The organism is Pseudorhodoferax sp. LjRoot39, assembly GCF_964253035.1.
GTDB lineage: Bacteria > Pseudomonadota > Gammaproteobacteria > Burkholderiales > Burkholderiaceae_C > Pseudorhodoferax.
Genome location: NZ_CAXUQL020000001.1, coordinates 4461655 through 4484270 on the forward strand (window position 1 = coordinate 4461655; position 22616 = coordinate 4484270).

General features: G+C 71.2%; 20 protein-coding genes. 10 read left to right on the forward strand and 10 right to left on the reverse strand.

What is annotated here, in order from left to right; all coding sequences use genetic code 11:
- The first annotated feature begins 26 nt into the window (after window positions 1-26).
- Window positions 27-695, forward strand: a complete 669-nt coding sequence (locus tag ACSQ4M_RS20705) for a DUF4760 domain-containing protein (protein WP_436191304.1) — start codon at window positions 27-29, stop codon at window positions 693-695.
- On the opposite strand, the gene mltB is transcribed toward ACSQ4M_RS20705, so the two are convergent.
- The 4 genes from mltB to ACSQ4M_RS20725 are packed head-to-tail and all read right to left on the reverse strand — an operon-like array spanning window position 692 to window position 5695.
- Entirely contained in the window at window positions 692-1774 is a 1083-nt protein-coding gene (gene mltB / locus ACSQ4M_RS20710) for a lytic murein transglycosylase B (RefSeq protein ID WP_436191305.1), read from the reverse strand. The two genes, ACSQ4M_RS20705 and mltB, sit on opposite strands and share 4 nt — an antisense overlap.
- Complete coding sequence (locus ACSQ4M_RS20715; protein ID WP_436194045.1) at window positions 1771-3810, reverse strand: transglutaminaseTgpA domain-containing protein; 2040 nt, start codon at window positions 3808-3810, stop codon at window positions 1771-1773. The genes mltB and ACSQ4M_RS20715 overlap by 4 nt, the downstream gene beginning before the upstream one ends.
- Window positions 3807-4730: a DUF58 domain-containing protein gene (locus ACSQ4M_RS20720; protein WP_436194046.1), complete on the reverse strand. Its 924-nt coding sequence runs from the start codon at window positions 4728-4730 to the stop codon at window positions 3807-3809. Before ACSQ4M_RS20720 ends, ACSQ4M_RS20715 begins: the two co-directional genes overlap by 4 nt.
- Before the next feature lie 44 nt (window positions 4731-4774).
- Window positions 4775-5695 carry an AAA family ATPase gene (locus ACSQ4M_RS20725; protein WP_436191306.1) on the reverse strand — a complete coding sequence of 307 codons (921 nt, stop codon included), beginning with the start codon at window positions 5693-5695 and terminating at the stop codon, window positions 4775-4777.
- 42 nt (window positions 5696-5737) lie between these two features.
- On the opposite strand from ACSQ4M_RS20725, the gene ACSQ4M_RS20730 reads away from it, so the two are divergent.
- From ACSQ4M_RS20730 to ACSQ4M_RS20740, 3 genes are all read left to right on the forward strand, one after another.
- Window positions 5738-6691, forward strand: coding sequence for a histone deacetylase family protein (locus tag ACSQ4M_RS20730; RefSeq protein ID WP_436191307.1), 954 nt, complete (start codon window positions 5738-5740; stop codon window positions 6689-6691).
- 90 nt (window positions 6692-6781) lie between these two features.
- Window positions 6782-7465, forward strand: a complete 684-nt coding sequence (locus ACSQ4M_RS20735) for a mobilization protein (RefSeq protein WP_436191308.1) — start codon at window positions 6782-6784, stop codon at window positions 7463-7465.
- The gene (locus ACSQ4M_RS20740) at window positions 7462-8073 is read left to right on the forward strand and encodes an ABC transporter ATP-binding protein (RefSeq protein ID WP_436191309.1); all 612 of its coding nucleotides are present in this window, start codon (window positions 7462-7464) and stop codon (window positions 8071-8073) included. Before ACSQ4M_RS20735 ends, ACSQ4M_RS20740 begins: the two co-directional genes overlap by 4 nt.
- Before the next feature lies 1 nt (window position 8074).
- Here the strand turns inward: ACSQ4M_RS20740 and ACSQ4M_RS20745 are convergent, their stop codons facing one another.
- Complete coding sequence (locus tag ACSQ4M_RS20745) at window positions 8075-9061, reverse strand: SDR family oxidoreductase (RefSeq protein WP_436191310.1); 987 nt, start codon at window positions 9059-9061, stop codon at window positions 8075-8077.
- Window positions 9062-9112: 51 nt separating this feature from the next.
- On the opposite strand from ACSQ4M_RS20745, the gene ACSQ4M_RS20750 reads away from it, so the two are divergent.
- From ACSQ4M_RS20750 to ACSQ4M_RS20775, 6 genes are all read left to right on the forward strand, one after another.
- Window positions 9113-9370 (forward strand): hypothetical protein, encoded by a 258-nt coding sequence (locus ACSQ4M_RS20750; RefSeq protein WP_436191311.1) that lies wholly within the window; start codon window positions 9113-9115, stop codon window positions 9368-9370.
- Window positions 9367-10116 carry an electron transfer flavoprotein subunit beta/FixA family protein gene (locus tag ACSQ4M_RS20755; RefSeq protein WP_436191312.1) on the forward strand — a complete coding sequence of 250 codons (750 nt, stop codon included), beginning with the start codon at window positions 9367-9369 and terminating at the stop codon, window positions 10114-10116. The genes ACSQ4M_RS20750 and ACSQ4M_RS20755 overlap by 4 nt, the downstream gene beginning before the upstream one ends.
- A 14-nt stretch (window positions 10117-10130) precedes the next feature.
- Complete coding sequence (locus tag ACSQ4M_RS20760; protein WP_436191313.1) at window positions 10131-11063, forward strand: electron transfer flavoprotein subunit alpha/FixB family protein; 933 nt, start codon at window positions 10131-10133, stop codon at window positions 11061-11063.
- Between the two features lie 79 nt (window positions 11064-11142).
- Entirely contained in the window at window positions 11143-12930 is a 1788-nt protein-coding gene (locus tag ACSQ4M_RS20765; RefSeq protein ID WP_436191314.1) for an acyl-CoA dehydrogenase, read from the forward strand.
- A gap of 26 nt (window positions 12931-12956) precedes the next feature.
- Window positions 12957-13916: an NAD(P)H-dependent flavin oxidoreductase gene (locus tag ACSQ4M_RS20770; protein ID WP_436191315.1), complete on the forward strand. Its 960-nt coding sequence runs from the start codon at window positions 12957-12959 to the stop codon at window positions 13914-13916.
- A gap of 13 nt (window positions 13917-13929) precedes the next feature.
- Window positions 13930-14982, forward strand: a complete 1053-nt coding sequence (locus ACSQ4M_RS20775; RefSeq protein WP_436191316.1) for an acyltransferase family protein — start codon at window positions 13930-13932, stop codon at window positions 14980-14982.
- Between the two features lie 2 nt (window positions 14983-14984).
- Here ACSQ4M_RS20775 and ACSQ4M_RS20780 read toward each other — a convergent pair whose 3' ends face one another.
- From ACSQ4M_RS20780 to ACSQ4M_RS20800, 5 genes are read right to left on the reverse strand one after another with little or no spacing between them, the layout of a single operon-like run.
- Complete coding sequence (locus ACSQ4M_RS20780) at window positions 14985-15956, reverse strand: Bug family tripartite tricarboxylate transporter substrate binding protein (RefSeq protein WP_436191317.1); 972 nt, start codon at window positions 15954-15956, stop codon at window positions 14985-14987.
- A gap of 31 nt (window positions 15957-15987) precedes the next feature.
- Window positions 15988-18303, reverse strand: a complete 2316-nt coding sequence (locus ACSQ4M_RS20785) for an arylsulfatase (protein ID WP_436191318.1) — start codon at window positions 18301-18303, stop codon at window positions 15988-15990.
- Between the two features lie 26 nt (window positions 18304-18329).
- Window positions 18330-19946 carry a GMC family oxidoreductase gene (locus ACSQ4M_RS20790; protein ID WP_436191319.1) on the reverse strand — a complete coding sequence of 539 codons (1617 nt, stop codon included), beginning with the start codon at window positions 19944-19946 and terminating at the stop codon, window positions 18330-18332.
- Between the two features lie 2 nt (window positions 19947-19948).
- On the reverse strand, window positions 19949-21853 hold the full coding sequence (locus ACSQ4M_RS20795) for an alkyl/aryl-sulfatase (RefSeq protein ID WP_436191320.1): 1905 nt from the start codon (window positions 21851-21853) through the stop codon (window positions 19949-19951).
- The gene (locus ACSQ4M_RS20800) at window positions 21850-22545 is read right to left on the reverse strand and encodes a TetR/AcrR family transcriptional regulator (protein ID WP_436191321.1); all 696 of its coding nucleotides are present in this window, start codon (window positions 22543-22545) and stop codon (window positions 21850-21852) included. Before ACSQ4M_RS20800 ends, ACSQ4M_RS20795 begins: the two co-directional genes overlap by 4 nt.
- Between the last annotated feature and the right edge of the window lie 71 nt (window positions 22546-22616).

Genomic DNA, 22616 nt, shown 5'->3' on the forward strand with positions numbered 1-22616 from the left:
CATGACAACATGCTTCACGGAAGGCGATGGCTTCGCATAAGGGCGATCCATCGTTCTGGAGGCCCAGCTTCGTGCTGGGCCTTTTGTTTTTTGCGGCCCTGATTTCTCTCGCCGTGTTCTTCTGGTGGCATGCCTGGCTGCGCCGCACGGCCCCGGCCGAGGCACTGGAAAAGCAGCAGATCGTTGTGCTGCTGGCGGCCTGGCTGGCGGTGATCGGCTGGATCACCACCGCCTGGACCTCGATCCGCAACTCGGTCAAGCAGCACACCGTCAACACGCTGCTGCAGTCGCGCCTGTCGGCCACCTACATGGAGCGCGCCGACCGGGTCAACAAGTTCTTTGGCGGCTACGAGGCGCGGCATCCGCTGAAGACGCGCGATCCCGACGCCGACCCCACGCAGGGCATCTCCGGCGACGACGAGGAGGCGCTGCGCTACATCCTCAACTACTTCGAGTACATCGCCATCGGCGTGCGCCATGGCGACCTGCACGAGGCCATGCTGCGCGCCAGCCTGCGTTCCATCCTGACCAAGACCACCTTCTACTCGCGCGACTGGATCGAGCGGCGCGTGGGCGGCGGCGCCACGCTGGCGCCCAATCCGCTGCTGTACCGCAACCTGCGCTGGCTCTACCTGCGCTGGCGCGACGACGCACCGGGCAACGACCTGCGCGCGTTCTCCATGGTGCGTGCCTAACGGTCCAGTGCCTCGCGCACCGCCTGCCCGAGTTCCAGCACCGCCATCGCGTAGTAGCTGGACCAGTTGTAGCGCGTGATCACGTAGAAGTTCTCGGTGCCGGCCACGTACTGTGGCGCCTCGGCACCGTTCTGCAGTTCGACCAGCGCGAGCGGGCCGGTGTGCGCCAGCGCCTCGCCCTGCAGCAGCGCGCCCTTGGCCGTGAAGCTCTCCACGCTGAAGCTGGGCAGGATGTCGGGCGCGAGCAGGGCGTCCATGTCGGCCTGCGCGTTCAGGACAACCGGGTAGGTGGCCGGCATGCCGGTCTTCCAGCCGAAGGCCTTGAAGTAGTTGGCGACCGAGCCGATCACGTCGTCCACGCTGTTGAACAGGTCGACCCGGCCGTCGCCGTCGAAGTCGACCGCGTAGCGCACCCAGCTGGACGGCATGAACTGCGGCATGCCCATGGCGCCGGCGTAGCTGCCGCGCCAGGCATGCGGGTCCACGTTGGAGCGCTGCGACAGGCTCAGCAGCTGCTCGAGCTCGCCCAGGAAGAAGGCGCTGCGCTCGGCCGCACGCGGATGCGCCTTGGGGAAGTCGAAGGCCAGCGTGGTCACGGCGTCGATGACGTTGAAGCCGCCCATCTGCTGGCCGTAGATCGACTCCACGCCGACGATGCCCACGATGATCTCGGCCGGCACGCCGTATTCGCGTTCGGCACGCTCGAGCGCCGTGCGGTGCTCCTGCCAGAAGCGCACGCCGGCGCGGATGCGGATCGGCTCGACGAAGCGGCTGCGGTACAAGCGCCAGTTCTTGGGCGTGCCGCTGGGCGCGGGCGTCATGAGCCGCTGCACCTGGGGCAGCAGCCGGGCCTGGCCGATGGCCTGGCGCACCCATTCGCGGTCCAGGTCGCGGCGCGTGGCGATGTCGTCGGCGGCGCGCAGCACATCGGGCCGGGTGGCGTAGAGCGGGCCGGGGGCCGGCGCGGCCTTGGCTGCGGCGGGGCGTTTCTTGGCGGGCGCGGGGGTCTGGGCCTGGGCGGTGGCGGCGAGCAGGGCGGCGGCCAACAGCGTCAAGCTGGAGCGGAACAATCGGTTCATGCGGAGGGGACAGGGGTGGGCCAGGGCAGGCGGCGGTACTCGCGCTGCAGCGTCGCCAGTTCCAGGGCCGGCGCGCGTGCGTAGCGCTGCGCTTCCAGGCGCAGCAGCCAGTCGCGCAGTGGCGCCACAGGCTGCGGTCCGGCCGCGGCAGCCGGCAACTGTACAAGCAGCTGGGCCAGCTGCCGCGGCGCGGCCTGCGGCGGCACGGCCAGGCCGGCGGCGCGCAGGCGCTCGCGCGCCTTGTGCAGGAGGCGCAGCCAGGGATCGTGCTGGCGCCGGTCCCACAGCGTCCAGCCGGCGCCACCCAGGCTGGCCAGCACCACGAGTGCGGCCAGCAGCCGGCCCAGGTCCTGCCAGTCGGGCGCCTCGAAGCCCAGCGCGCGCAACAGGTCGAGCTGGCGGCTCTGCGTGTAGTTCAGCACCCACTGGTTCCAGCGGTTGTTGACGGCCTCCCACGCGGCGCGCAGCTGGGCCGAGATGTTGGGGCTGACGTTGCCGATGGCGGTGGCGAACGCGCCCTGTGGCGCGCGCAGCCGCTCCAGGCTGCCGATGCGTCCCGGCATCACGGCGCCCGTGGGATCCACGCGCAGCCAGCCCTGGCCTTCGTGCCAGACCTCGGTCCAGGCATGGGCGTCGCTCTGGCGCACGGTCCAGTAGCCGTCCACCGCGTTCATCTCGCCACCCTGGTAGCCCGTGACGATGCGCGCGGGCACGTCCAGCGCGCGCATCAGCACCACGAAGGCCGAGGCGATGTGCTCGCAGAAACCGGCCTTGCGGTCGAACCAGAACTCGTCGGCCGTGTGTTCGCCATAGACGCCGGGCTCCAGCGTGTAGCTGTAGCCGCCCGTGCGCAGGCGCTCCAGCGCCGCGGCCACCAGCGCGGCGCTGCCGGCCTGGGCGTAGCGCGGGTCGCGGCGCAGCTCCGCGGCCAGGGCCAGCGTGCGCGGGTTGCTGCCGGCGGGCAGCTGCAGGTCGCCAAGCAACTCGGCCGTGCGGCGCAGCGGGCCGTAGCGGAAGTCCGTGTGGCTCTGGGCGCGGTAGCGCACCAGGTCGGTGATGGGGCGGTTGGCCAGCCACTGCAGGTCCTGCGTCTGCAGGGCCTGCAGGCCGGCCAGCTCGGGCCGGCGCGAGGCCACGTCCAGCAGCAGCAGCCAGGGTCGGTTGTTCGGCTCCAGCGTGACCTCGTAGCCGGTCGGCTGGCCGCCGAGCTGCAGGTTGCGCTGCGGCGCGGTGTTGAAGCTGTAGTCGCCGCGGCCCTGGCGCCACTGGCGGCCGTCGAACTCGGACAGCACCGGCCCGCGGAAGTACAGGTCGTTCTGCGGCGGCGGCGGGCCGTCGAAACGGATGCGCATGGCGATGCTGTCGTCCAGCGCCAGGCTGGCCAGGTTGCCGACCTCGATGGTGGACGACAGCCCGCTGCGTCCGCTCATCGCGTCGCTCGGGATGCCCCACAGCGGTGCCAGCCGCGGGAACAGCAGGAACAGCACCAGCATGATGGGCGCGCCGACGGCGGCCATGCGCAGCGCATGACGTGCCGACTCGGCCAGCGGCGGCCGGCCCACCGGCATGTGGGCGTTGACCAGCGCCGTCAACAGGCCCAGCAGGCCGACCAGCATGGCGGCCGCCGTGGCCAGCGACTGCGAGAAGAAGAAGTTCGTGAGCATCGTGAAGAAGCCCAGGAAGAACACCACGAAGGCATCGCGCCGCGCGCGCAGCTCCAGCGTCTTGAGCGCCAGCAGCGAGACCAGCAGCGTGACGCCCGCGTCGCGGCCCAGCAGCGTGCGGTGGCTCATGAGCGTCAGGCCCAGCGTCAGCGCCAGCAGGGCCGCCAGCCACCAGCGCGAGGGCAGCGGGCGTGCGCCGAGCGCGATCCAGCCGCGCCACAGCAGCACAGCGCCGGCCAGCAGGCTGCACCACAGCGGCAGCCGCGGCACCTGGGGCAGCAGGATCCAGCCGATCACGGCCAGCAGGAACAGCGTGTCGCGGCCATCGCGCGGCAGCTCGCCAGCCAGGCGACGGGGCAGCAGACGGCTCAGCACAGCGCCAGTGCCTCCAGGCAGCGCCGCTTGTGGGCCTCGCCGCTGGCGGGCGGCACCTCCACGCCGGGCACGCGCAGGCCGTACTCCAGGTCCAGCCGGTCGGCCTGCAGCACCCAGGCGCACAGGCGCGCCAGGCGCTGCTCGCCGTCGGGCAGCTGGGCCAGCGCCGGGTCCAGCCAGAGTTCGTGGCGCTGGGCCTGCTGGCTGTCGCGGCTGACGAGCTCGCCGGCCTTGGCGGCCTTCTTCCAGACCACCAGCTTGAGCGGGTCGCCGCGGCGGTAGGCCCGCACGCCGTCGAACTCGCCCGTGCTGGCGGCCTGGCGCGCCATCGCGCCCCCGGCGCGCGGCTCGCCTGCGGGCAGCGGCGGTGGATGCGCTTCGGGCTGCGGATAGACCAGCACCTGGGCGGCCGGCCGCCACAGGGTCCAGACGCGGAACGCGCCCATCGGGAAGCGGGTCTCCAGCGTCAGCGTGGGGATGGCGTGCAGGCCGCGCCGCGCTGGCGAGAAGGCCACGTGCACCTGGCTGCGGCCACCGGCGGGCACGTCGACGAAAGCCTGCTTCGCGGTGTCCAGCAGGCTGGCGGCGATGCCATGCCGCGCGGTCTTGCGCGTGCTGGCCAGCTCCAGCGTGAGCGTGCTGCCGCTGCCCAGGAACTGCGGCTCCGGTGGAAGCAGGTGCAGCTGCAGCCCACGCAGCGTGGCATGGCCCACATGCATGCCGACCAGCGCGCAGCCGGCCAGCAGGAAGGTGAGCAGGTAGCCCAGGTTGAGCTGGTAGTTGATGGACGCCAGCAGCAGCAGCAGCACGGTGGCCGCCAGCATCAGGCCGGCGCGCGTGGGCAGGATGTAGATGTTGCGCTGGGTCAGCAGCAGCTGGTCGCCGCGCGGCAGCCGCGCCTCCCACCATTGCCGCATGCGGCCGCGCCAGCGGGCCCAGGGGTTCAGGCGGGCCAGGGCTTTCACGGCAAGGGCACGGCCTCGAGCATGGCGCGGACCTGCTCGACCGCACCGCGCCCGGCGTCGCCCACGGGCACCAGCCGGTGCGCCACGGTCTGCGGCAGGATGGCCTGCACGTCGTCGGGCGCCACATAGTCGCGCCCGGCCAAGAGCGCCTGGGCCTTGGCCGCGCGCACCACGGCGATGCCGGCGCGCGGCGACAGGCCCTGCAGGAACCAGCGGCCCGAGCGCGTGGCAGCGATCAGGTCCTGCACGTATTCGATCAGCGGCGGCGCCGCATGCACCTGCAGCACCTGCTGCTGCAGCTGCTGCAGCTGCGCGCCGTTCAGCAGCGCGGGCAGGGCGTCGACCAGGTCGCGCCGGTCTTCGCCGGCCAGCAGCAGGCGCTCGGCCGCGCGGTCGGGGTAGCCGATGGAGATGCGCATCAGGAAGCGGTCCAGCTGCGACTCGGGCAGCGCGAAGGTGCCGAGCTGGTCCTGCGGGTTCTGCGTGGCGATCACGAAGAAGGGGCGCGGCAGCGGCCGTGTTGCGCCCTCGACCGTCACCTGCTTTTCCTCCATGGCCTCGAGCAGCGCGCTCTGCGTCTTGGGGCTGGCGCGGTTGATCTCGTCGGCCAGCAGGATCTGCGCGAACAGCGGGCCGGGATGGAACACGAAGGCCTCCTTGCCGCGCTCGTAGACCGAGACGCCCGAGAGGTCCGAGGGCATCAGGTCGGACGTGAACTGCACGCGCGAGAACTGCAGGCCGAAGGTGCGCGCCAGCGCATGGGCCAGCGTGGTCTTGCCCACGCCCGGCACATCCTCGATCAGCAGGTGGCCGCCGGCCAGCAGGCAGGCCACGCAATCCTGGACCTGGGCTTCTTTGCCCACGATGACGCCATTGAGCTGGCGCAAGAGGTCCTTGACTTTCTCTTGTACGATCATCGCGAGACATTACCCGAAAACGATAGCAAGCGAGACACAGCCGTGAACCAGACGGGATACTTCAGCCACCGCGATTGTTGGAAGCACGAGATGGGCCCCGGCCACCCGGAATGCCCGGAGCGGCTGGACGCCATCGAGGACCGGCTGCTGGTCTCCGGCGTGGGCGATGCGCTGGACCGGCGCGAGGCACCGCTGGCCACGGTCTCTGACCTGGAGCTCGCGCACGGCCGCATGCACGTGGCCGCCATCCGCGGCATGACCGACAACCTGCAGGAGCAGATCGTCGCGGGCGGTCCCACGCACGCGCAGATCGATCCCGACACCAGCCTCAACGTGCACACCTGGAACGCCGCGCTGCGCGCCGCGGGTGCCGCGCTGGCCGCCACCGATGCGGTGATCGGCGGGGAACTGGAGAACGCGTTCTGCTCGGTGCGCCCGCCCGGCCACCATGCCTGTCGCGACCGGGCCATGGGGTTCTGCTTCTTCAACAACGTGGCGCTGGCGGCACGCTATGCGCTGGAACGCCACGGCCTGTCGCGCGTGGCCATCATCGATTTCGACGTGCACCACGGCAACGGCACCGAGGACATCGTGGCCGGCGACCCGCGCATCCTGATGGCCAGCTTCTACCAGCACCCGTTCTACCCGGTGGACTGGCCGCACCGGCAGGCCGACAACCTCGTCAACCTGCCCGTGCCGGCCTACACGCGCGGCATGGACGTGCGCGAGATGATCGACATGGTTTGGTTGCCGCGGCTGGAGGCGCACAAGCCCGAGATGATCTTCATCAGCGCCGGCTTCGATGCGCACCGCGAGGACGACATGGGCCAGTTGGGCCTGGTCGAACAGGACTACGTCTGGATCACCACCTGCATCAAGGACATCGCGCGCCGCCATGCCAAGGGCCGCATCGTGAGCTGCCTGGAAGGCGGCTACCACCTGGGCGCACTGGCGCGCAGCGTGGAGGCGCACATCCGCGTGCTGGCCGACCTGTAACGCCGGCTGCTGCGCCACCTGCTGCGGCTACCATGCACCGGTGCACCCTGCTGCGGGTGCGCGACAACACAAACCCCAGGGAGTGCACGCATGGCAAACATCCATTTCATCGGCGGCGAGAAAGGCGGCGTCGGCAAGTCGCTGACCTCGCGCCTGCTGGCCCAGTACTGCATCGACCGGCAGCTGCCGTTCACCGCCTTCGACACCGACCGCTCGCACGGCGCGTTGCTGCGCTTCTACGCAGACTACGCGACGCCCGTGGCGATGGACCGCGCCGAGGCGCTGGACGCCATCGTCGAGGCCGCGGCCGAACAGCCCGAGCGCCGCGTGCTGGTCGACCTGGCCGCCCAGACCCACGAGACGCTCGCACAATGGATGGAGGAGGCCAGCCTGCTGGCCGTGGCCGCCGACGAAGGCATCCAGCTCACCTACTGGCATGTGATGGACGCGGGCAAGGACTCGGCCGACCTGCTGGGCAAGCTGCTCGACCGCTTCGGCAATGGCCTGTCCTATGTACTGGTGCGCAACCAGGTGCGCGGCAGCGACTTTTCCGCATTGGACACGTCGGGTCAGCAACAGCGCGCCGAAGAACTCGGCGCCAAGGTGGTGCAGCTCAAGAAGCTCAGCGAGGGCGCGATGCTCAAGATCGACGGTGCCAGCAGCAGCTTCTGGAAGGCCACGACGCCGGGCGGCGGCCTGGGCCTGCTGGACCGCCAGCGCGTGAAGACCTGGCTGGCCGACAGCTACCGCGAGTTCGACGCGGTCGGCGTGTGATCGACATCCAGGGCCTGCGCTTCGCCTTCGCGGGCGAGGCGCCGCTGGTCGCCGACTGGTCGGCCCGCATCGGCCCCGGCATCACGCTGCTGTACGGCGACACCGGCACCGGCAAGAGCCTGCTGCTGCGTCTGCTGGCCGGCGTGCAGGCTGCCGACGCCGGTCGGCTGCAGATCGGCGATGCGGTGCTGGCCGACGCGCCGGGGCGCTACCGCGCGCAGCTGTTCTTCGTCGACCCGGCCACGCAGGACTTCGACCAGATGACGGCCAGGGACTGCCTGGCGCAACTGGCCGGCGCCGACGCCGATCTGGCGGTGCGCGATGCGCTGGTCGAGGGTTTCGGCCTGGCGCCGCACCTGGACAAGTCGCTCTACATGCTCTCCACAGGCTCCAAACGCAAGGTCTGGCTGACCGCGGCGCTGGCCGGGCGCCGGCCCGTGGTGCTGCTGGACGAGCCCACGGCCGCGCTGGACCAGGGTTCGGTGCGCTGCCTGTGGGAGGCGCTGACCGTGATCGGAGCCGCACGCGCGCGCACCGTGCTCCTGGCCAGCAGCGAGGCCACCACCGCGCTGCCGCTGGCGGCGCGTATCGACCTCCCGCTGCACTGACTCAGCTGCGCTCGCCGCGTTCCTTGGTGGCGAGCAGAACGCCCAGCGCCACGGCGCCGACCAATGCCAGGCCCAGGCCGATCGCCAGCTTGCTCCTGGGTTTGGGTTCGGGCCGGAAGCCCCCGTGCACGGCCGGGTGGCGCGAGGCGTCGAACAGGTTGCCCTGCGAAATCGGCGCGCGCTCGGCGCGGGCCAGTGCACGGTCCGCCACCCACTTGCCGATGCGGCCGGTCGTGGCCGGTGCGGCCGACTGGGCCAGCCGGCCGGCCAGCGAGCCCGCGCCCAGCCACAGCGTGGGCCGCGGCCGGCGCGCCAGGCGCACGACGGCGTTGGCCACGGCATCCGGATCCAGCGGCGGCGGCGGGCTGAGCTTGCGGCCCGTGTAGTTGGCGCCATGGCGCAGGCCGGGCGTGTCGACGAAGGTCGGGCAGACGTCGCAGACGTGCACGCCGGGCAGGTCCGATAGTTCTGCGCGCAGCGAGGCCGACCAGCCACGCAGGCCGAATTTGCTGGCCGTGTAGGCGCCCGCATACGGCGTGGCGACCCAGCCGCCCAGCGAGATCATGTTGATGAGCACGCCGCTGCGCTGCGCGCGAAAGTGCGGCAGCACCGCGTGGGCGCCGTGCATGTGGCCCAGCAGGTTGGCCTCGACCACGCGGCGGTGCGCTTCCATGGGCGTGGCCTCGAAGCGGCCCACGGCGCCCACGCCCACGTTGTTGATCCAGACATCGATGCCGCCGAAGCGCCGCAACGCCGCCCCCGCCAACGCCCGCACGGCCTTGGCGTCGGTGACGTCGGTGGGCACGGCGATGGCCTGGGCGCCCAGCCGCGCGCACTGCGCGGCCACGCGCTCCAGCGCCTCGGCGCCGCGCGCGGCCAGCACCAGGCGCGCGCGCTGCTGCGCGAAGGCCAGTGCCGTGGCGCGGCCGATGCCGCTGGAGGCACCTGTGATGACGATGACAGGGGAGGAGGACAGGGTGGAGCGCATTCTTGTTCGGTGCACAGTGCTCGGAATGACGGAGTCCACAGCATAGATGCAATGGGCCGGCTGCGCGGTGAAGTGCCGGTGACCAAGGGCATCTTCGGCGGCGCGCCGACACCGGCCTGGCGCGCCGCCCTACAAGCCAAGGCACGGCTGCTGCGTGTGCCGCGGATGCGCCAGCCGCGCGACTGGTGTTTCCACTGTCCCGCCGGTGTCTTTGGCCGGATGGGGCGGGCGGGGCCGCCCCTTAGAATCCGGGAGTTTTGTTCCTGCAGCCTGCGCAAGCAGCACATCCAAGAGGAGTCGCATCAATGAAGGTCCTGGTCCCCGTCAAGCGCGTGGTCGACTACAACGTCAAGGTTCGCGTGAAGTCCGACGGCAGCGGCGTTGACATCGCCAACGTCAAGATGAGCATGAACCCGTTTGACGAGATCGCCGTCGAAGAGGCCGTGCGCCTGAAGGAAAAGGGCGTGGTCACCGAGGTGATCGCCGTCTCCTGCGGCGTGCAGCAGTGCCAGGAAACCCTGCGCACGGCCATGGCCATCGGTGCCGACCGCGCCATCCTGGTGCAGACCGATGCCGAGCTGCAGCCCCTGGCCGTGGCCAAGCTGCTGAAAGCCCTGGTCGACAAGGAACAACCCGGCCTGATCATCCTGGGCAAACAGGCCATCGACGACGACGCCAACCAGACCGGCCAGATGCTGGCGGCCCTGGCCGACCTGCCGCAGGCCACCTTCGCCAGCAAGGTCGAGGTCGCTGGCGACAAGGTCAACGTGACCCGCGAAGTGGACGGCGGCCTGGAAACCCTGTCGTTGAGCATTCCGGCGGTCATCACCACCGACCTGCGCCTGAACGAGCCGCGCTACGTCACGCTGCCCAACATCATGAAGGCCAAGAAGAAGCAGCTGGACACCTTCAAGCCCGAGGACCTGGGCGTGGACGTGGCCAGCAAGCTCAAGACGCTGAAGGTCAGCGAGCCGCCCAAGCGTTCGGCCGGCATCAAGGTGCCCGACGTGGCCACGCTGGTCGCCAAGCTGAAGACCGAAGCCAAGGTCATCTGAAGGAGAACAAGAACATGTCCATCCTCGTCATCGCAGAACACGACAACGCCTCCATCAAGAGCGCGACCCTGAACACCGTCACCGCCGCCGCCGCCATCGGTGGCGACGTGCACGTGCTGGTGGCAGGCGAGAACGCCAGCGAAGCCGCCAAGGCCGCCGCGCAGATCGCCGGTGTGGCCAAGGTGCTGCACGCCGACGGCGCCGGCCTGGGCCACGGCCTGGCCGAGAACGTGGCCGCCCAGGTGCTGGCCATCGCCGGCAACTACAGCCACATCCTGTTTCCGGCCACGGCCAGCGGCAAGAACGTCGCCCCGCGCGTGGCCGCCAAGCTGGACGTGAGCCAGATCAGCGACATCACCAAGGTCGACAGTGCCGACACCTTCGAGCGCCCGATCTACGCCGGCAACGCGATCGCCACCGTGCAGAGCAGCGACAGCGTCAAGGTCATCACCGTGCGCGGCACCGGCTTCGATGCCGCCGCTGCCACGGGTGGCAGCGCCGCGGTGGAAAGCCTGAGCGCGGTCGCCGCCAGCGGCAAGAGCAGCTTCGTCGGCTCGGAAATCGCCAAGAGCGAGCGCCCGGAACTGACGGCCGCCAAGATCATCGTGTCCGGCGGCCGTGCCCTGGGCAGCGCCGAGAAGTTCACCGAAGTCATGACCCCGCTGGCCGACAAGCTGGGCGCGGCCATCGGCGCCAGCCGCGCGGCAGTGGATGCGGGCTACGCCCCGAACGACCTGCAGGTCGGCCAGACCGGCAAGATCGTGGCACCGCAGCTGTACATCGCGGCCGGCATCTCGGGTGCGATCCAGCATCTGGCCGGCATGAAGGACAGCAAGGTGATCGTGGCCATCAACAAGGACCCCGAGGCACCGATCTTCTCGGTGGCCGACTACGGCCTGGAGGCGGACCTGTTCGTCGCCGTGCCGGAGCTGGTCAAGGCACTGTGAGGAACTGAACCCCCACGGTTCAGCCACAAGGGCATCGCGTCGCGATGCCCTTTTTTCGTGAGAAGAAGAGGAGATGCTGATGGCCTACGTCGCGCCGCTGAAAGACATGCTGTTCAACATCCGCCACCTGGCGCGCATCGACGAGATCGCACAGCTGCCGGGTTTCGAGGATGCGGGCCTGGAAACGGCGCAGGCCGTGCTGGAAGAGTCCGCCCGCTTCAACCAGGACGTGGTGGCGCCGCTCAACGAGGCCGGCGACCGCAATCCCTCGTCCTGGAATGACGGCGTGGTCACCACCACGCCCGGTTTCAAGCAAGCCTTCCAGCAGTTCGCCGCGGGCGGCTGGCAGGGTCTGCAGCACCCGGCCGACTTCGGCGGCCAGGGCCTGCCCAAGACCATCGGCGCGGCCTGCGGCGAGATGCTGAACTCGGCCAACCTCAGCTTCGCGCTGTGCCCGCTGCTGACCGATGGCGCCATCGAGGCGCTGCTGACGGCCGGCAGCGATGCGCTGCAGGCCACCTACCTGGAGAAGCTGGTCAGCGGCGAGTGGACCGGCACCATGAACCTGACCGAGCCCCAGGCCGGCAGCGACCTGGCCCTGGTGCGCACGCGCGCCGAGCCGCTGCCCGACGGCCGCTACAAGCTGTTCGGCACCAAGATCTTCATCACCTACGGCGAGCACGACATGGCGGACAACATCGTCCACCTGGTGCTGGCCCGCGTGCAGGGCGCGCCCGAGGGCGTCAAGGGCATCAGCCTGTTCGTGGCGCCCAAGTTCCTCGTCAACGCCGACGGTTCGCTGGGCCCGCGCAACGACGTGCGCTGCGTCAGCATCGAGCACAAGCTGGGCATCAAGGCCAGCCCCACGGCCGTGCTGCAGTTCGGCGATGCGGGCGAGGGCGCCATCGGCGAACTGGTCGGCGAGGAGAACCGCGGCCTCGAATACATGTTCATCATGATGAACGCGGCCCGCTATGCCGTGGGCGTGCAGGGCATCGCCGTGGCCGAGACGGCCTACCAGAAGGCCGCTGCCTTCGCCAAGGAGCGTGTGCAGAGCCGCCCCGTGGACGGCAGCGTGGCGGCCAGCGCACCCATCATCCACCACCCCGACGTGCGCCGCATGCTCATGAGCATGCGCGCGCTGACCGAGGGATGCCGCGCCATGGCCAGCGTGGCCGCGGCCGCCTACGACGCCGCCCACCACCATCCCGACGCCCAGGTGCGCAAGGACAACCAGGCCTTCTACGAGTTCATGGTGCCGCTCGTGAAGGGCTACAGCACCGAGATGAGCCTGGAGGTGACCTCGCTGGGCGTGCAGGTGCACGGCGGCATGGGCTTCATCGAGGAAACCGGTGCGGCCCAGTTCTACCGCGACGCGCGCATCCTGCCGATCTACGAGGGCACGACCGCGATCCAGGCCAACGACCTCGTGGGCCGCAAGACCGCACGCGACGGCGGCAAGGGCGCCAAGGCCATCGCCGCCCAGGTCGAGGCCACCGAGGCCGAGCTGGCGAAGAGCGGCAGCGCCGACGCCCAGGCCGTGGCGCGCCGCCTGGCCGCCGCGCGCCAGGCCTTCGTCCAGGCCGTGGACTTCATCGCGGGCGCCAGCCGCAGCGATCCGAACGCCGTCTACGCCGGCTCCGTGCCCTACCTGCTGCTGGCCGGCAACCTGGTGGCGGGCTGGCAGCTCGCGCGCGGCCTGCTCGCGGCCGAACAGCACCGTGCCGAGGACCCGGCCTTCGCCCAGGCCAAGATCGCCACGGCGCGCTTCTACGCCGAACACATCCTGACCCGCGCACCGGGCCAGCGCGACGCCATCGTGGACGGTGCCGCCAGTGTGACAGCCCTGCCGCTCGAAGCGTTCTAAAACAGACCGATACAACAAGGAGACCCATGTCCAGACTGCCCGGCGCCCTGGCGCACCTGCCGCTGCCCATCATCGGCTCGCCGCTGTTCATCATCAGCAACCCCAAGCTCGTCATCGCGCAGTGCACGGCGGGCGTGGTCGGCTCCATGCCGGCGCTCAACGCCCGCCCGGCCGAGCAGCTGGAGGAATGGCTGATCGAGATCACCGAGGGGCTGGCGGCCTGGAACCGCGAGCATCCGGACCGGCCGGCCGCACCCTTCGCGATCAACCAGATCGTGCACAAGTCCAACGAGCGGCTCGAGCACGACATGGCCATGTGCGTGAAGTACAAGGTGCCCATCATCATCACCTCGCTGGGCGCGCGCGAGGACATCAACGCCGCGGCCCACAGCTACGGCGGCGTGGTGCTGCACGACATCATCAACAACAAGTTCGCGCGCAAGGCGATCGAGAAGGGCGCCGACGGCCTGATCGCGGTGGCGGCCGGTGCCGGCGGCCATGCCGGCATCAAGAGCCCGTTCGCGCTGGTGCAGGAGATCCGCCAGTGGTTCGATGGCCCGATCGCGCTGTCGGGCAGCATCGCCACGGGCGGCGCGGTGCTGGCGGCGCAGGCCATGGGGGCGGACTTCGCCTACATCGGCTCGGCCTTCATCGCCACCGAGGAGGCGCGCGCGGCCGAAGGCTACAAGCACGCCATCGTGGCCGGCAGCTCCGACGACATCGTCTACAGCAACCTGTTCACGGGCGTGCACGGCAACTACCTGGCGGCCAGCATCCGCGCGGCCGGGCTGGACCCGGAGAACCTGCCCGTCAGCGATCCCAGCGCCATGAACTTCTCCAGCGGCAGCAGCAAGCCCAAGGCCTGGAAGGAGATCTGGGGCAGCGGCCAGGGCATCGGCGTCATCGACAAGGTGCGGCCGGCGGCCGAGTTCATCGCGCAGCTGCGCCGCGAGTACGACGAAGCGCGCCGGCGCCTGCTCGCCTGACACGCCTGTTTCCATGAACGATCGGCTCGGGCCGGTCGACGCGCTCAAGGCCCTGGCCTGCGTGCTGATCGTCTGGCACCACCTGGCCTTCTACGGGTCCATGTCCGACCTTGCCCGGCCGCTGGCGCCGGCCGTGGTCGATTGGCTGTTCGCCTATGGCCGCATGGCGGTGCAGGTGTTCCTGGTGGTCTCGGGTTTCCTGCTGGCACGCAGCATGGGGCCGGGCCGTGCGCCATCCATGCCCTGGGCCGAACAGGTGGGCCGGCGCTACCTGCGCCTGCTGGTGCCGTACGCGGGCGCGCTGGTGCTGGCCATCCTGGTGTCCGACGCGGTGCGCAGCAGCCTGGGCCATCCCGACGCGCCTGCCACCCCGACCTGGATGCAGCTGCTGGCCCATCTGCTGCTGGTGCAGGATCTGCTGGGCGAGGAGTCGCTGTCGGCCGGCGTCTGGTATGTGGCGATCGACCTGCAGCTGTTCGCGCTGGCGACGCTGCTGTGCCGCCTGCGCGGGCCGGTGGCCGTGGCCGCCGTCGCAGCCACGGCGGCGCTGTCCCTGTGCTGGGTGAACCTCGACCACCGCTTCGAGGCCACGGCGCTGTATTTCTTCGGCGCCTATGGCCTGGGCCTGCTGTCGGCCTGGTCGGCGCGCAGCGCCAGGCCCTGGGCCGGCCTGGCGGCGGTGGCCGCGCTTGGCGGCCTGGCGCTGGCCCTGGGCTGGCGCGACCGCATCGCGGTGGCCTGGGCCTGCGCGCTGGCGCTGGGGGTGCTGCAGGCCTCTGGCGCCATGGCTTGGCAGGCGCCGCGCTGGGTGGCCTGGCTGTCGGGCATCTCCTATCCGGTGTTCCTGGTCCACTTTCCGGTCCTGCTCGCCGTGGGTGCGCTGTGGCGGTGGCTGTGGCCGCAGGGCGCGGTGCAGCACGCGCTGGGCATGGCGCTGGTGTTCGCGCTGTCGCTGCTGGCCGGCGCCGGCCTGCACCGGCTGGAGCAGCGCATCGTGCGGCCGCGCAGTGCGCTGGGGTGGCAGATGGCGGTGCTGGCCGCCGGCATGCTGGCGATGACGGTCTGAGCTCAGTCGGGCTTGTAGCCGATCTGGCGGATGGTGCCGCCGAAGCGCTGCCAGTCCGCCTGCACCAGCTGCGCGAATTCGGCCGGCGTGCCGCCGCCCGGTGCGAAGCCGAAGTTCAGGTACATCTCGCGGATGGCCGGCAGCGCCAGCACCTTGGCGATCTCCTGCTGCTGGCGCGCCGCCACGTCGGCCGGCGTGCCCTTGGGTGCGAACACGCCGATCCAGCCGTCCATCTCGACGCTGGCGTGGCCCAGCTCGCGGATGGTGGGCACGTCCGGGAAGGCCGGCAGCCGCTGCGGACCGAGGTAGGCCAGGGCCTTGAGCCGGCCGGCCTTGACCAACTGCGCGATCGCGCCGGCGGCCGGACCCCAGCCCCACGACACCTGGCCCCCGGCGAGATCCTTGACCTGGTCGCCCGAGGCCTTGTAGTGCACCGGCGTCATGTCCAGGCCCAGCGACTGGCTGAGCAGCACGCCGCCGAAGTGCGAGATCGTGCCCAGCCCGTAGGTGCCGTAGCTCACGCTGCCGCGCGGCTGGCCCTTGAGCCACTGCACCAGGCCCGCGAAATCGGAGAACGGGGCGCTGCCGGGCGTCAGCAGCAGCAGGCTGCCGCGGCCCAGATCGGTGACCGGCAGCAGCGCGGTGCGGGTGTCGTAGGGCCAGCTGCTGTAGGCCTGGGGGTTGATCACGATGCCGGCCTGCACGGTGGCCAGCAGGGTGTTGCCGTCAGCAGGGCTGGAGACCACGGCCTGGCCACCGATGCGGCCCTGGGCGCCGGGCCGGTTCTCCACCAGCACCGGGCGACCCAGGTTCTGCGCCAGCTTGTCGGCCATGGGGCGCAGCAGCGCGTCCATGCCGCCGCCGGGCTGGTCGGTGGTGATGATCTTCAAGGGCGTCTGCGCGTAGGCGGGCAGCGTGCACAGCAGCGGGGCGAGGGCGGGCAGGGCACTGGCGAGGACGTGGCGGCGTTGCATGGCGGGTCTCCAGTTCGTTGTCGTGCGGAATTCATTGGCGCGCCATCTCGACCAGCGCGATCTGGTCGAGGTCCAGCCGCTGCAGCGGGTCGAGCTGGTACTCGACGCGGAACAGCCGCGCGCCGCGCAGTGCGAACGGCGCCGCATAGTGCGAGACCGGGCTGCCGCGGTCCAGCCCGATGTCCAGGCCCGAAAACGACACCTGCGAGTTGAAGCCCAGCATGCGCGTGTCCAGCGCGCCGACCTCCTCGCCGTCCATCAGCAGCGTGGCGGTGCGGGTGGAGGGCATGATGCTCAGCCCCATCACCGGCAGCTGCACCTTGACCCAGGGCCCCAGCCGCATGCGCAGGCCGAACACGTGGTGGCCGGGCGTCACCGGGCGCTCGGACGTGATGAGGTGGTGCCGGCCTCCCACGTTCATGTCGTGCACCAGGCGGCCATCCTGCAGGTACAGGCTGTAGCCGCAGGTGGCGTCGCCGTGCGCGACGAGCACGCCTTCGGCATCGTCGGCGTCGATGCGCAGGTGGGCCTCGATCAGGTAGTCGCGGCTGCGCACGTCGGGCGCCACGTCGTTGGGCAAATGGCCCATTCCGGCGTGCAGCACGAAGCGCGTGCGCGGCCCGTGCACGCGCCGGCCGTTCTCGGCGAAGCGCGGTGCGAAGCGGTCGTCCATGGGCAGCACCTGGTTGGCTTCGGCCTCGCGCCACCACAGGGCCTTGAGCGCTTCGAGCCGCCCGGGCTGTTCGGCGGCCAGGTCGCGCGTTTCCGAAAAGTCCTCCTCCAGGTGGTACAGCTCCCACTGGTCGTTCTCGAACGGGGTGTTGACGGCGTGGTACGCCACGGCCTTCCAGCCGTCGTGCCAGATGCCGCGGTGGCCGAACATCTCGAAGTACTGCGGCCCGCGCTGCCAGGGCGCGGCGGCATCGCGCAGGCAGGCGGCGAAGCTCTGGCCGGTCATGGGCTGGGCCGGCACGCCCTCGACTTGCGCGGGCGGGGCCAGCTGCAGCAGGTCGAGCACGGTGGGCGCCAGGTCGCTGACGTGGCAAAAGCCATTCCACAGCCCGCCCCGTGCGGCGATGCCCTTGGGCCAGGCCGCGATCAGCGGGTCGCGGATGCCGCCGCCGTGCGTGTTCTGCTTGTAGCGCTTGAGCGGCGTGTTCGCCGTCATCGCCCAGCCGTAGGGGAAGTTGCTGTGCGTGTCCGGGCCGCCGATGTCGGCGATGCGGGCGAGCTTGGTGGCCAGGGTCTCGGCCAGCAGGTTGAACGGGCCCATGGCGTTGACCATGCCGAGCGGCCCGCCCTCCTGGCTGGCGCCGTTGTCCGAGAGCACGAGGATGAGCGTGTCGTCGCGCAGACCGGCGGCGTCCAGGAAGGCCACGAGGCGCGCCAGGTGCTGGTCGGCATGGTCCAGCATGGCGGCGTAGGCGGCCTGCAGGCGGGTGAACAGGCGGCGCTGGTCCTCGGGCAGGGTGTCCCAGGCCGGCACGCCGGGGTTGCGCTCGGGCAGTTCGGTGCCGGGCGGCACCACGCCCAGCGCGATCTGACGCGCCAGGCGGCGGGCGCGCTCCTCGTCCCAGCCGTGGCCGAAGCGCCCGTCGTAATGCGCGATCAGGTCGGCTGGTGCCTGGTGCGGCGCATGGCAGGCCCCCAGCGAGAGCATGGTGAACCAGGGCTGGCGCGGCCGGTCGGCCTGGTGGTCGGCCAGCATGCGGATCGTCTGGTCCACCAGGTCGGCGGTCAGGTGGTAGCCGCTCTCGTAGGTGCCGGGCGCGGCGATGAGGGTGTTGTCCTGCACCAGCTCCGGGCTGTACTGGTCGGTCTCGGCGTCGAGGAAGCCGTAGAAGCGGTCGAAGCCGCGGCGCAGCGGCCAGCCGTCGTAGGGGCCGCCGGGGCCGGTCTCGCTGACGGGCGTGACGTGCCACTTGCCCACCATGTAGTTGTTGTAGCCGTGCGGGCGCAGCATCTCCGAGAGCGTGGCGGCGTCGCGCGCGATCTTGCCGCGGTAGCCCGGAAAGCCCGAGTCGAAGTTGGCCAGGCAGCCCATGCCCACGGCGTGGTGGTTGCGCCCGGTCAGCAGCGCCGCGCGCGTGGTCGAGCACATGGCCGTGGTGTGCAAGCCGGTGCAGCGCACGCCGGCGGCGGCCAGCGCGTCGATGGTGGGCGTGGCGATGTCCGAGCCGTAGCAGCCGAAGTCGGAAAAACCCACGTCGTCGAACAGCACGACGAGCACGTTGGGCGTGCCGGGTGCCGGGCGCGGCGGCTCGGGCCACCAGGGGCGCGATTCGGCGCGCGTGTGGCCGGCGTGGCCCTGGTAGGCCGGTGGCAGGGGCGGGGTGGCGGCGGGCATGGGCGTCTCCTTGTCGTTCTTGCCTGTCAGGCGGGTGTCGCCGCGGGCCGGCCGCGGATCAGGTCGGCCGCCTTCTCGGCGATCATGAAGGTCGGTGCGTTGGTGTTGCCACCGATCAGCCGGGGCATGACCGAGGCGTCGACCACGCGCAGGCCCGACAGGCCTTGTACGCGCAGCCCCGGGTCGGTCACGGCGTCGGGGTCGCTGCCCATGCGGCAGGTACCCACCGGGTGGTAGATGGTGTCGGCCGTGGTGCGGATGGCGGCCTCGATGCCGGCCCGGTCGGCCGGGTCGGGCTCGGGCTGCACCGGTGTGCCGCGCACGCTGGCGAAGGCCGGGGCATCGAACAGCCGGCGGCAGATGCGCCAGGCCGCGACCATGCTGTCCATGTCGGCCGGATCGGACAGAAAGCCGGGATCGATGCGCGGCGGTGCATGCGGGTCGGCGCTGTGCAGGCCCACGTGGCCGCGCGAGGCCGGGCGCAGCACGCAGGCGTGCAGGCCGTAGCCGTGTCCGGGCGACTGCCGGCGACCATGGTCCTGCACCTGGGCGCGCGAGAAGTGCAGGCCGATGTCGGGCCGCACTAGGCCGGGCCGGCTGCAGAGGAAGCCACCGCTCTCGTTGAAATTGGTGGTCAGCTTGCCGAGCCGCCGGTGCCGGTACTGCCAGGCATGCCAGAGCAGCGACAGCGCGCCCGGCAGCGTGCGGCCGAACAGCTCCAGGTCGAACCAGCGCCGCGCCAGCACGCAATCCAGGTGGTCCTGCAGGTTGCGGCCCACGCCAGGCAGGTCGTGGCGCACGGCGATGCCGTGGGCCTGCAGCTCGGCCGCGGGCCCGATGCCAGAGAGCATCAGCAGCTGCGGGCTGCCGAAGGCGCCGGCACACAGCAGCGTCTCGGCGCGGGCCTGGAGGGTCTGCTCGGCGCCGTCCTGCACGATGTCGGCACCGGTCACGCGCCGGCCGTCCAGGCACAGGCGCAGCACATGCGCGCCGGTCAGCACCGCGAGGTTGGGGCGGCTGCGGGCGGGCGCAAGGTAGGCGCGCTGTGCGTTCCAACGCTCGCCCCCATGCTGCGTGACCTGGAACCAACCCACGCCCTCCTGGCTTGCACCGTTGAAGTCCGGGTTCAGCGGGTAGCCGCACTGCTGGCCGGCTTGCAGGAAGCGCTCGTTGAACGCGGCCGGCGAGCGGATCGCCGAGACCTTCAGCGGGCCATCGGTGGCGTGCAGCTCGGATGCTGGCAGCGTGGTGTTGCCTTCGTTGCGCAGAAAGTAGGGCAGCACATCGCGCCAGCCCCAGCCGGCGCAGCCCAGCGCCGCCCATTCGTCGTAGTCCGCCGGGTGGCCGCGCACGTAGACCATGGCGTTGATGGACGAGCTGCCGCCCAGCACCTTGCCGCGTGGCTGGTAGCCGCGGCGCCCGTTCAGGCCGGGCTGCGGCTCGGTCTCGAAGGCCCAGTTCATGCGCCGCTTGGGCACGGTGCCGATGATGCCCATGGGCACGGTGACCCAGCCGCTGGCGTCGCTGCCGCCGGCTTCCACCAGGGCCACGCGCACGGCAGGGTCTTCGCTGAGCCGGGCGGCCAGCGTGCAGCCCGCGGTGCCGCCGCCCAGGACCACATAGTCGAACGGCTGCACGGCCATGGTCACGCTGCGGAGTCGACGACCGGGAAGCTGCCGGAGAACTGGTCGAGCAGGCCGAACAGCGTGGCGAGCAGGCGGCTGTCGCCCTGCAGCTGGACCTGGCCGGCCTGCACCAGCTCGGCCAGCGTGTGGCGCCGGCCCAGCAGCGCGTCCAGCGCCGTGCGCGCCAGCGTCAGGCGCACGTCGGCGGGGTCGTCGGCCGACAGTGCGCGGATCGGGTGCAGCGCGCCGTTGGAGATCTCCAGCCGCCAGTGCTCGCCGCTGTCGGACAGGTGGATGCCGATGGTGCCGGCCAGGCCGGCTGCGCGCGGCGCGTTGAGCCGCACGGCCAGCGCGTCGAACAGCAGGGCGTTGTCCAGCGCGCCCAGCATGGCCGTGCCGCCGGCCACGGCGGGCGGCTCGGGCGGGCCTTCGCGGTACTCGCGCGCGCCGAGCAGGAAGGCGTTGCGCCAGGTGGCCGACTCGGCCGCGAAGCCCATCTGCTCCAGCGCCTCGGCGGCCAGCGCGCGGGCGCCGGCATGCTCGGGATGGGCGTAGACGGCGTGCTTCATGACCTCGGCCACCCAGCGGTAGTCGCCATGGTCCAGGTCTTCGCGGGCGCAGGCCAGCAACTGGTCGATGCCGCCCATGTAGCGCACGTAGCGCTGGGCCGCCGCCACGGGCGGGTGCGCGTGCAGGTTGGCCGGGTGCGCGTCGTACCAGGACAGGTAGTGCTGGTAGATGGCCTTGACGTTGTGCGAGACGGTGCCATAGAAGCCGCGCGCATGCCAGCGCCGCGCCAGCGGGCCGGGCATGGCCAGGCCCTCGGCGATCTCGGCGGCCTTCAGGCCGTGGCTCATGAGGCGCACGGTCTGGTCGTGCAGCCAGCGGTACAGGTCGCGCTGCTCGCGCAGGAACTCCTGCACGCGCGCTTGGCCCCAGGTCGGCCAGTGGTGCTGGGCCAGCACCACCTCGCTGCGCGCGCCGTAGCGCTGCAGCGCCTGGTGCAGGTACTTGGACCAGGCCAGCGCATCGCGCACCTTGGCGCCGCGCAGTGGGCACAGGTTGTGCAGCGTGCGGGTGGCGTTCTCGGCCAGGTTCAGCGCGCGCTCGCCCGGGAAGTAGAAGTGCATCTCGGCCGGCGCCTCGGTCTCGGGTGCGAGCTGGAACTCGATCTCCACGCCGTCGATGGTGTGCGTCTCGAAGTCGCGCTCGATGCTCCAGGTCGGGGCGATCAGGCCGGGCCGGCCGCGCGGCAGGTTCTTGCCCAGGCCGGCATCGACCTGGCCGTCGACACCGATGGGCAGCGTGTGGCCGAACTGGAACTGCGCACGCCGGGCCATGGCCACGCCGCCGATCACGTTCTCGGCCACAGCATGGTGCAGAAAGCCGGCCGGCGCGATGACCTGCACGCGGCCGGCGTCCACGTCGGCCTGGCTGACCAGGCCGGCCACGCCGCCGAAGTGGTCGCTGTGGCTGTGGCTGTAGATCACGGTGTGCAGCGCGCGCTGCGCCTGCGGATCGCGCAGGCGGCGGTACAGGCGCAGCGCCGCGGCGGCGGTGTCGGGCGCGGTCAGCGCGTCGAGCGCGATGAGGCCGGTGTCGCCTTCGATGAAGGTGATGTTGGCGATGTCGTAGCCGCGCACCTGGAAGATGCGCGGCGTGACCTGGAACAGCCCATGGATGCGGTTGAGCCGCGCCTGCCGCCACAGGGCCGGGTGCACCGTGGGTGCGGGCGTCTCGGCGTCGAGGAAGGCGTAGGGGCGCTGGCTCCAGACGGTGTGGCCGGCGGCGCTGCGCACCTCGGCCTCGGGGTCGGTGCCGAGCAGGCCGCGCGTGGCATCGGCGAAGTCCTCGCCGTCCTCGGGTGGCAGCGCGTCGGCAGCCAGGCGCAGCAGGTCCAGGGTGGGGCCGTAGGCGGTCTTCATGCGGTGCTCTCCTTCGAACGGCGTGGCGCCGGCAGGCCCAGGTAGGCGCACAGCGCACGGGCGGTCTGCGCCACCAGGGCGGGCTCGTCGAGCTGGAGCGGGCCGGGGTCGGTCAACACCGCGCTGACCAGCACGCCGTGCAGCAGCTGGTGGGCGAAGCCCAGGCGCACCGCGGCGTCCGGGCCGCTCCAGCCGGGGCGCCGGCCCATGGCCTCGGCGAGGGCGGCGCGCGTGGCCAGGCGCACGCGGGCCAGCGGCATCTCGAGAACGGCTTCGCGCGGCAGCTGCTGCGTCTGCGCCAGCGCTGCCGCGTACAGGCCGCGGTGCAGGCAGTACGAGCGCACGATCAGGTGCGTCCAGGCGGCGATGAAGGCGCTGGCGCTTTCGCGCCGGCGCCCGGGCGCGGCATGGAAGGCCTGCAGCCGCTGCATCAGCACCTCGGCCAGCAACTGCTGCAGCACGGCGAAGTAGGCGTCCTTGTTGTGAAAGCGGGTGTAGAAGGTGCCGACCGAGCAGCCGATGGCCTCGGCGATGTCGGCCACGGTGACCTCGGACCAGCGGCGCGTGGTGGTCAGCCGCAGGCCGGCTTCGATGAGGGCCTGCTGGCGCAGCACGCCGCGCTGGCGCTTGGGGGCCGAGGTGTGGTCCGTGGGCAGCGGGCCGGCCGCCAGTTGGAGCAGATCTTTGGACATGAAACTGAAGATGAATTCAGGTTCATGTTAAAGAGGACAACCAGAGGCCGCGCCCGGATTTACCCGGAGGC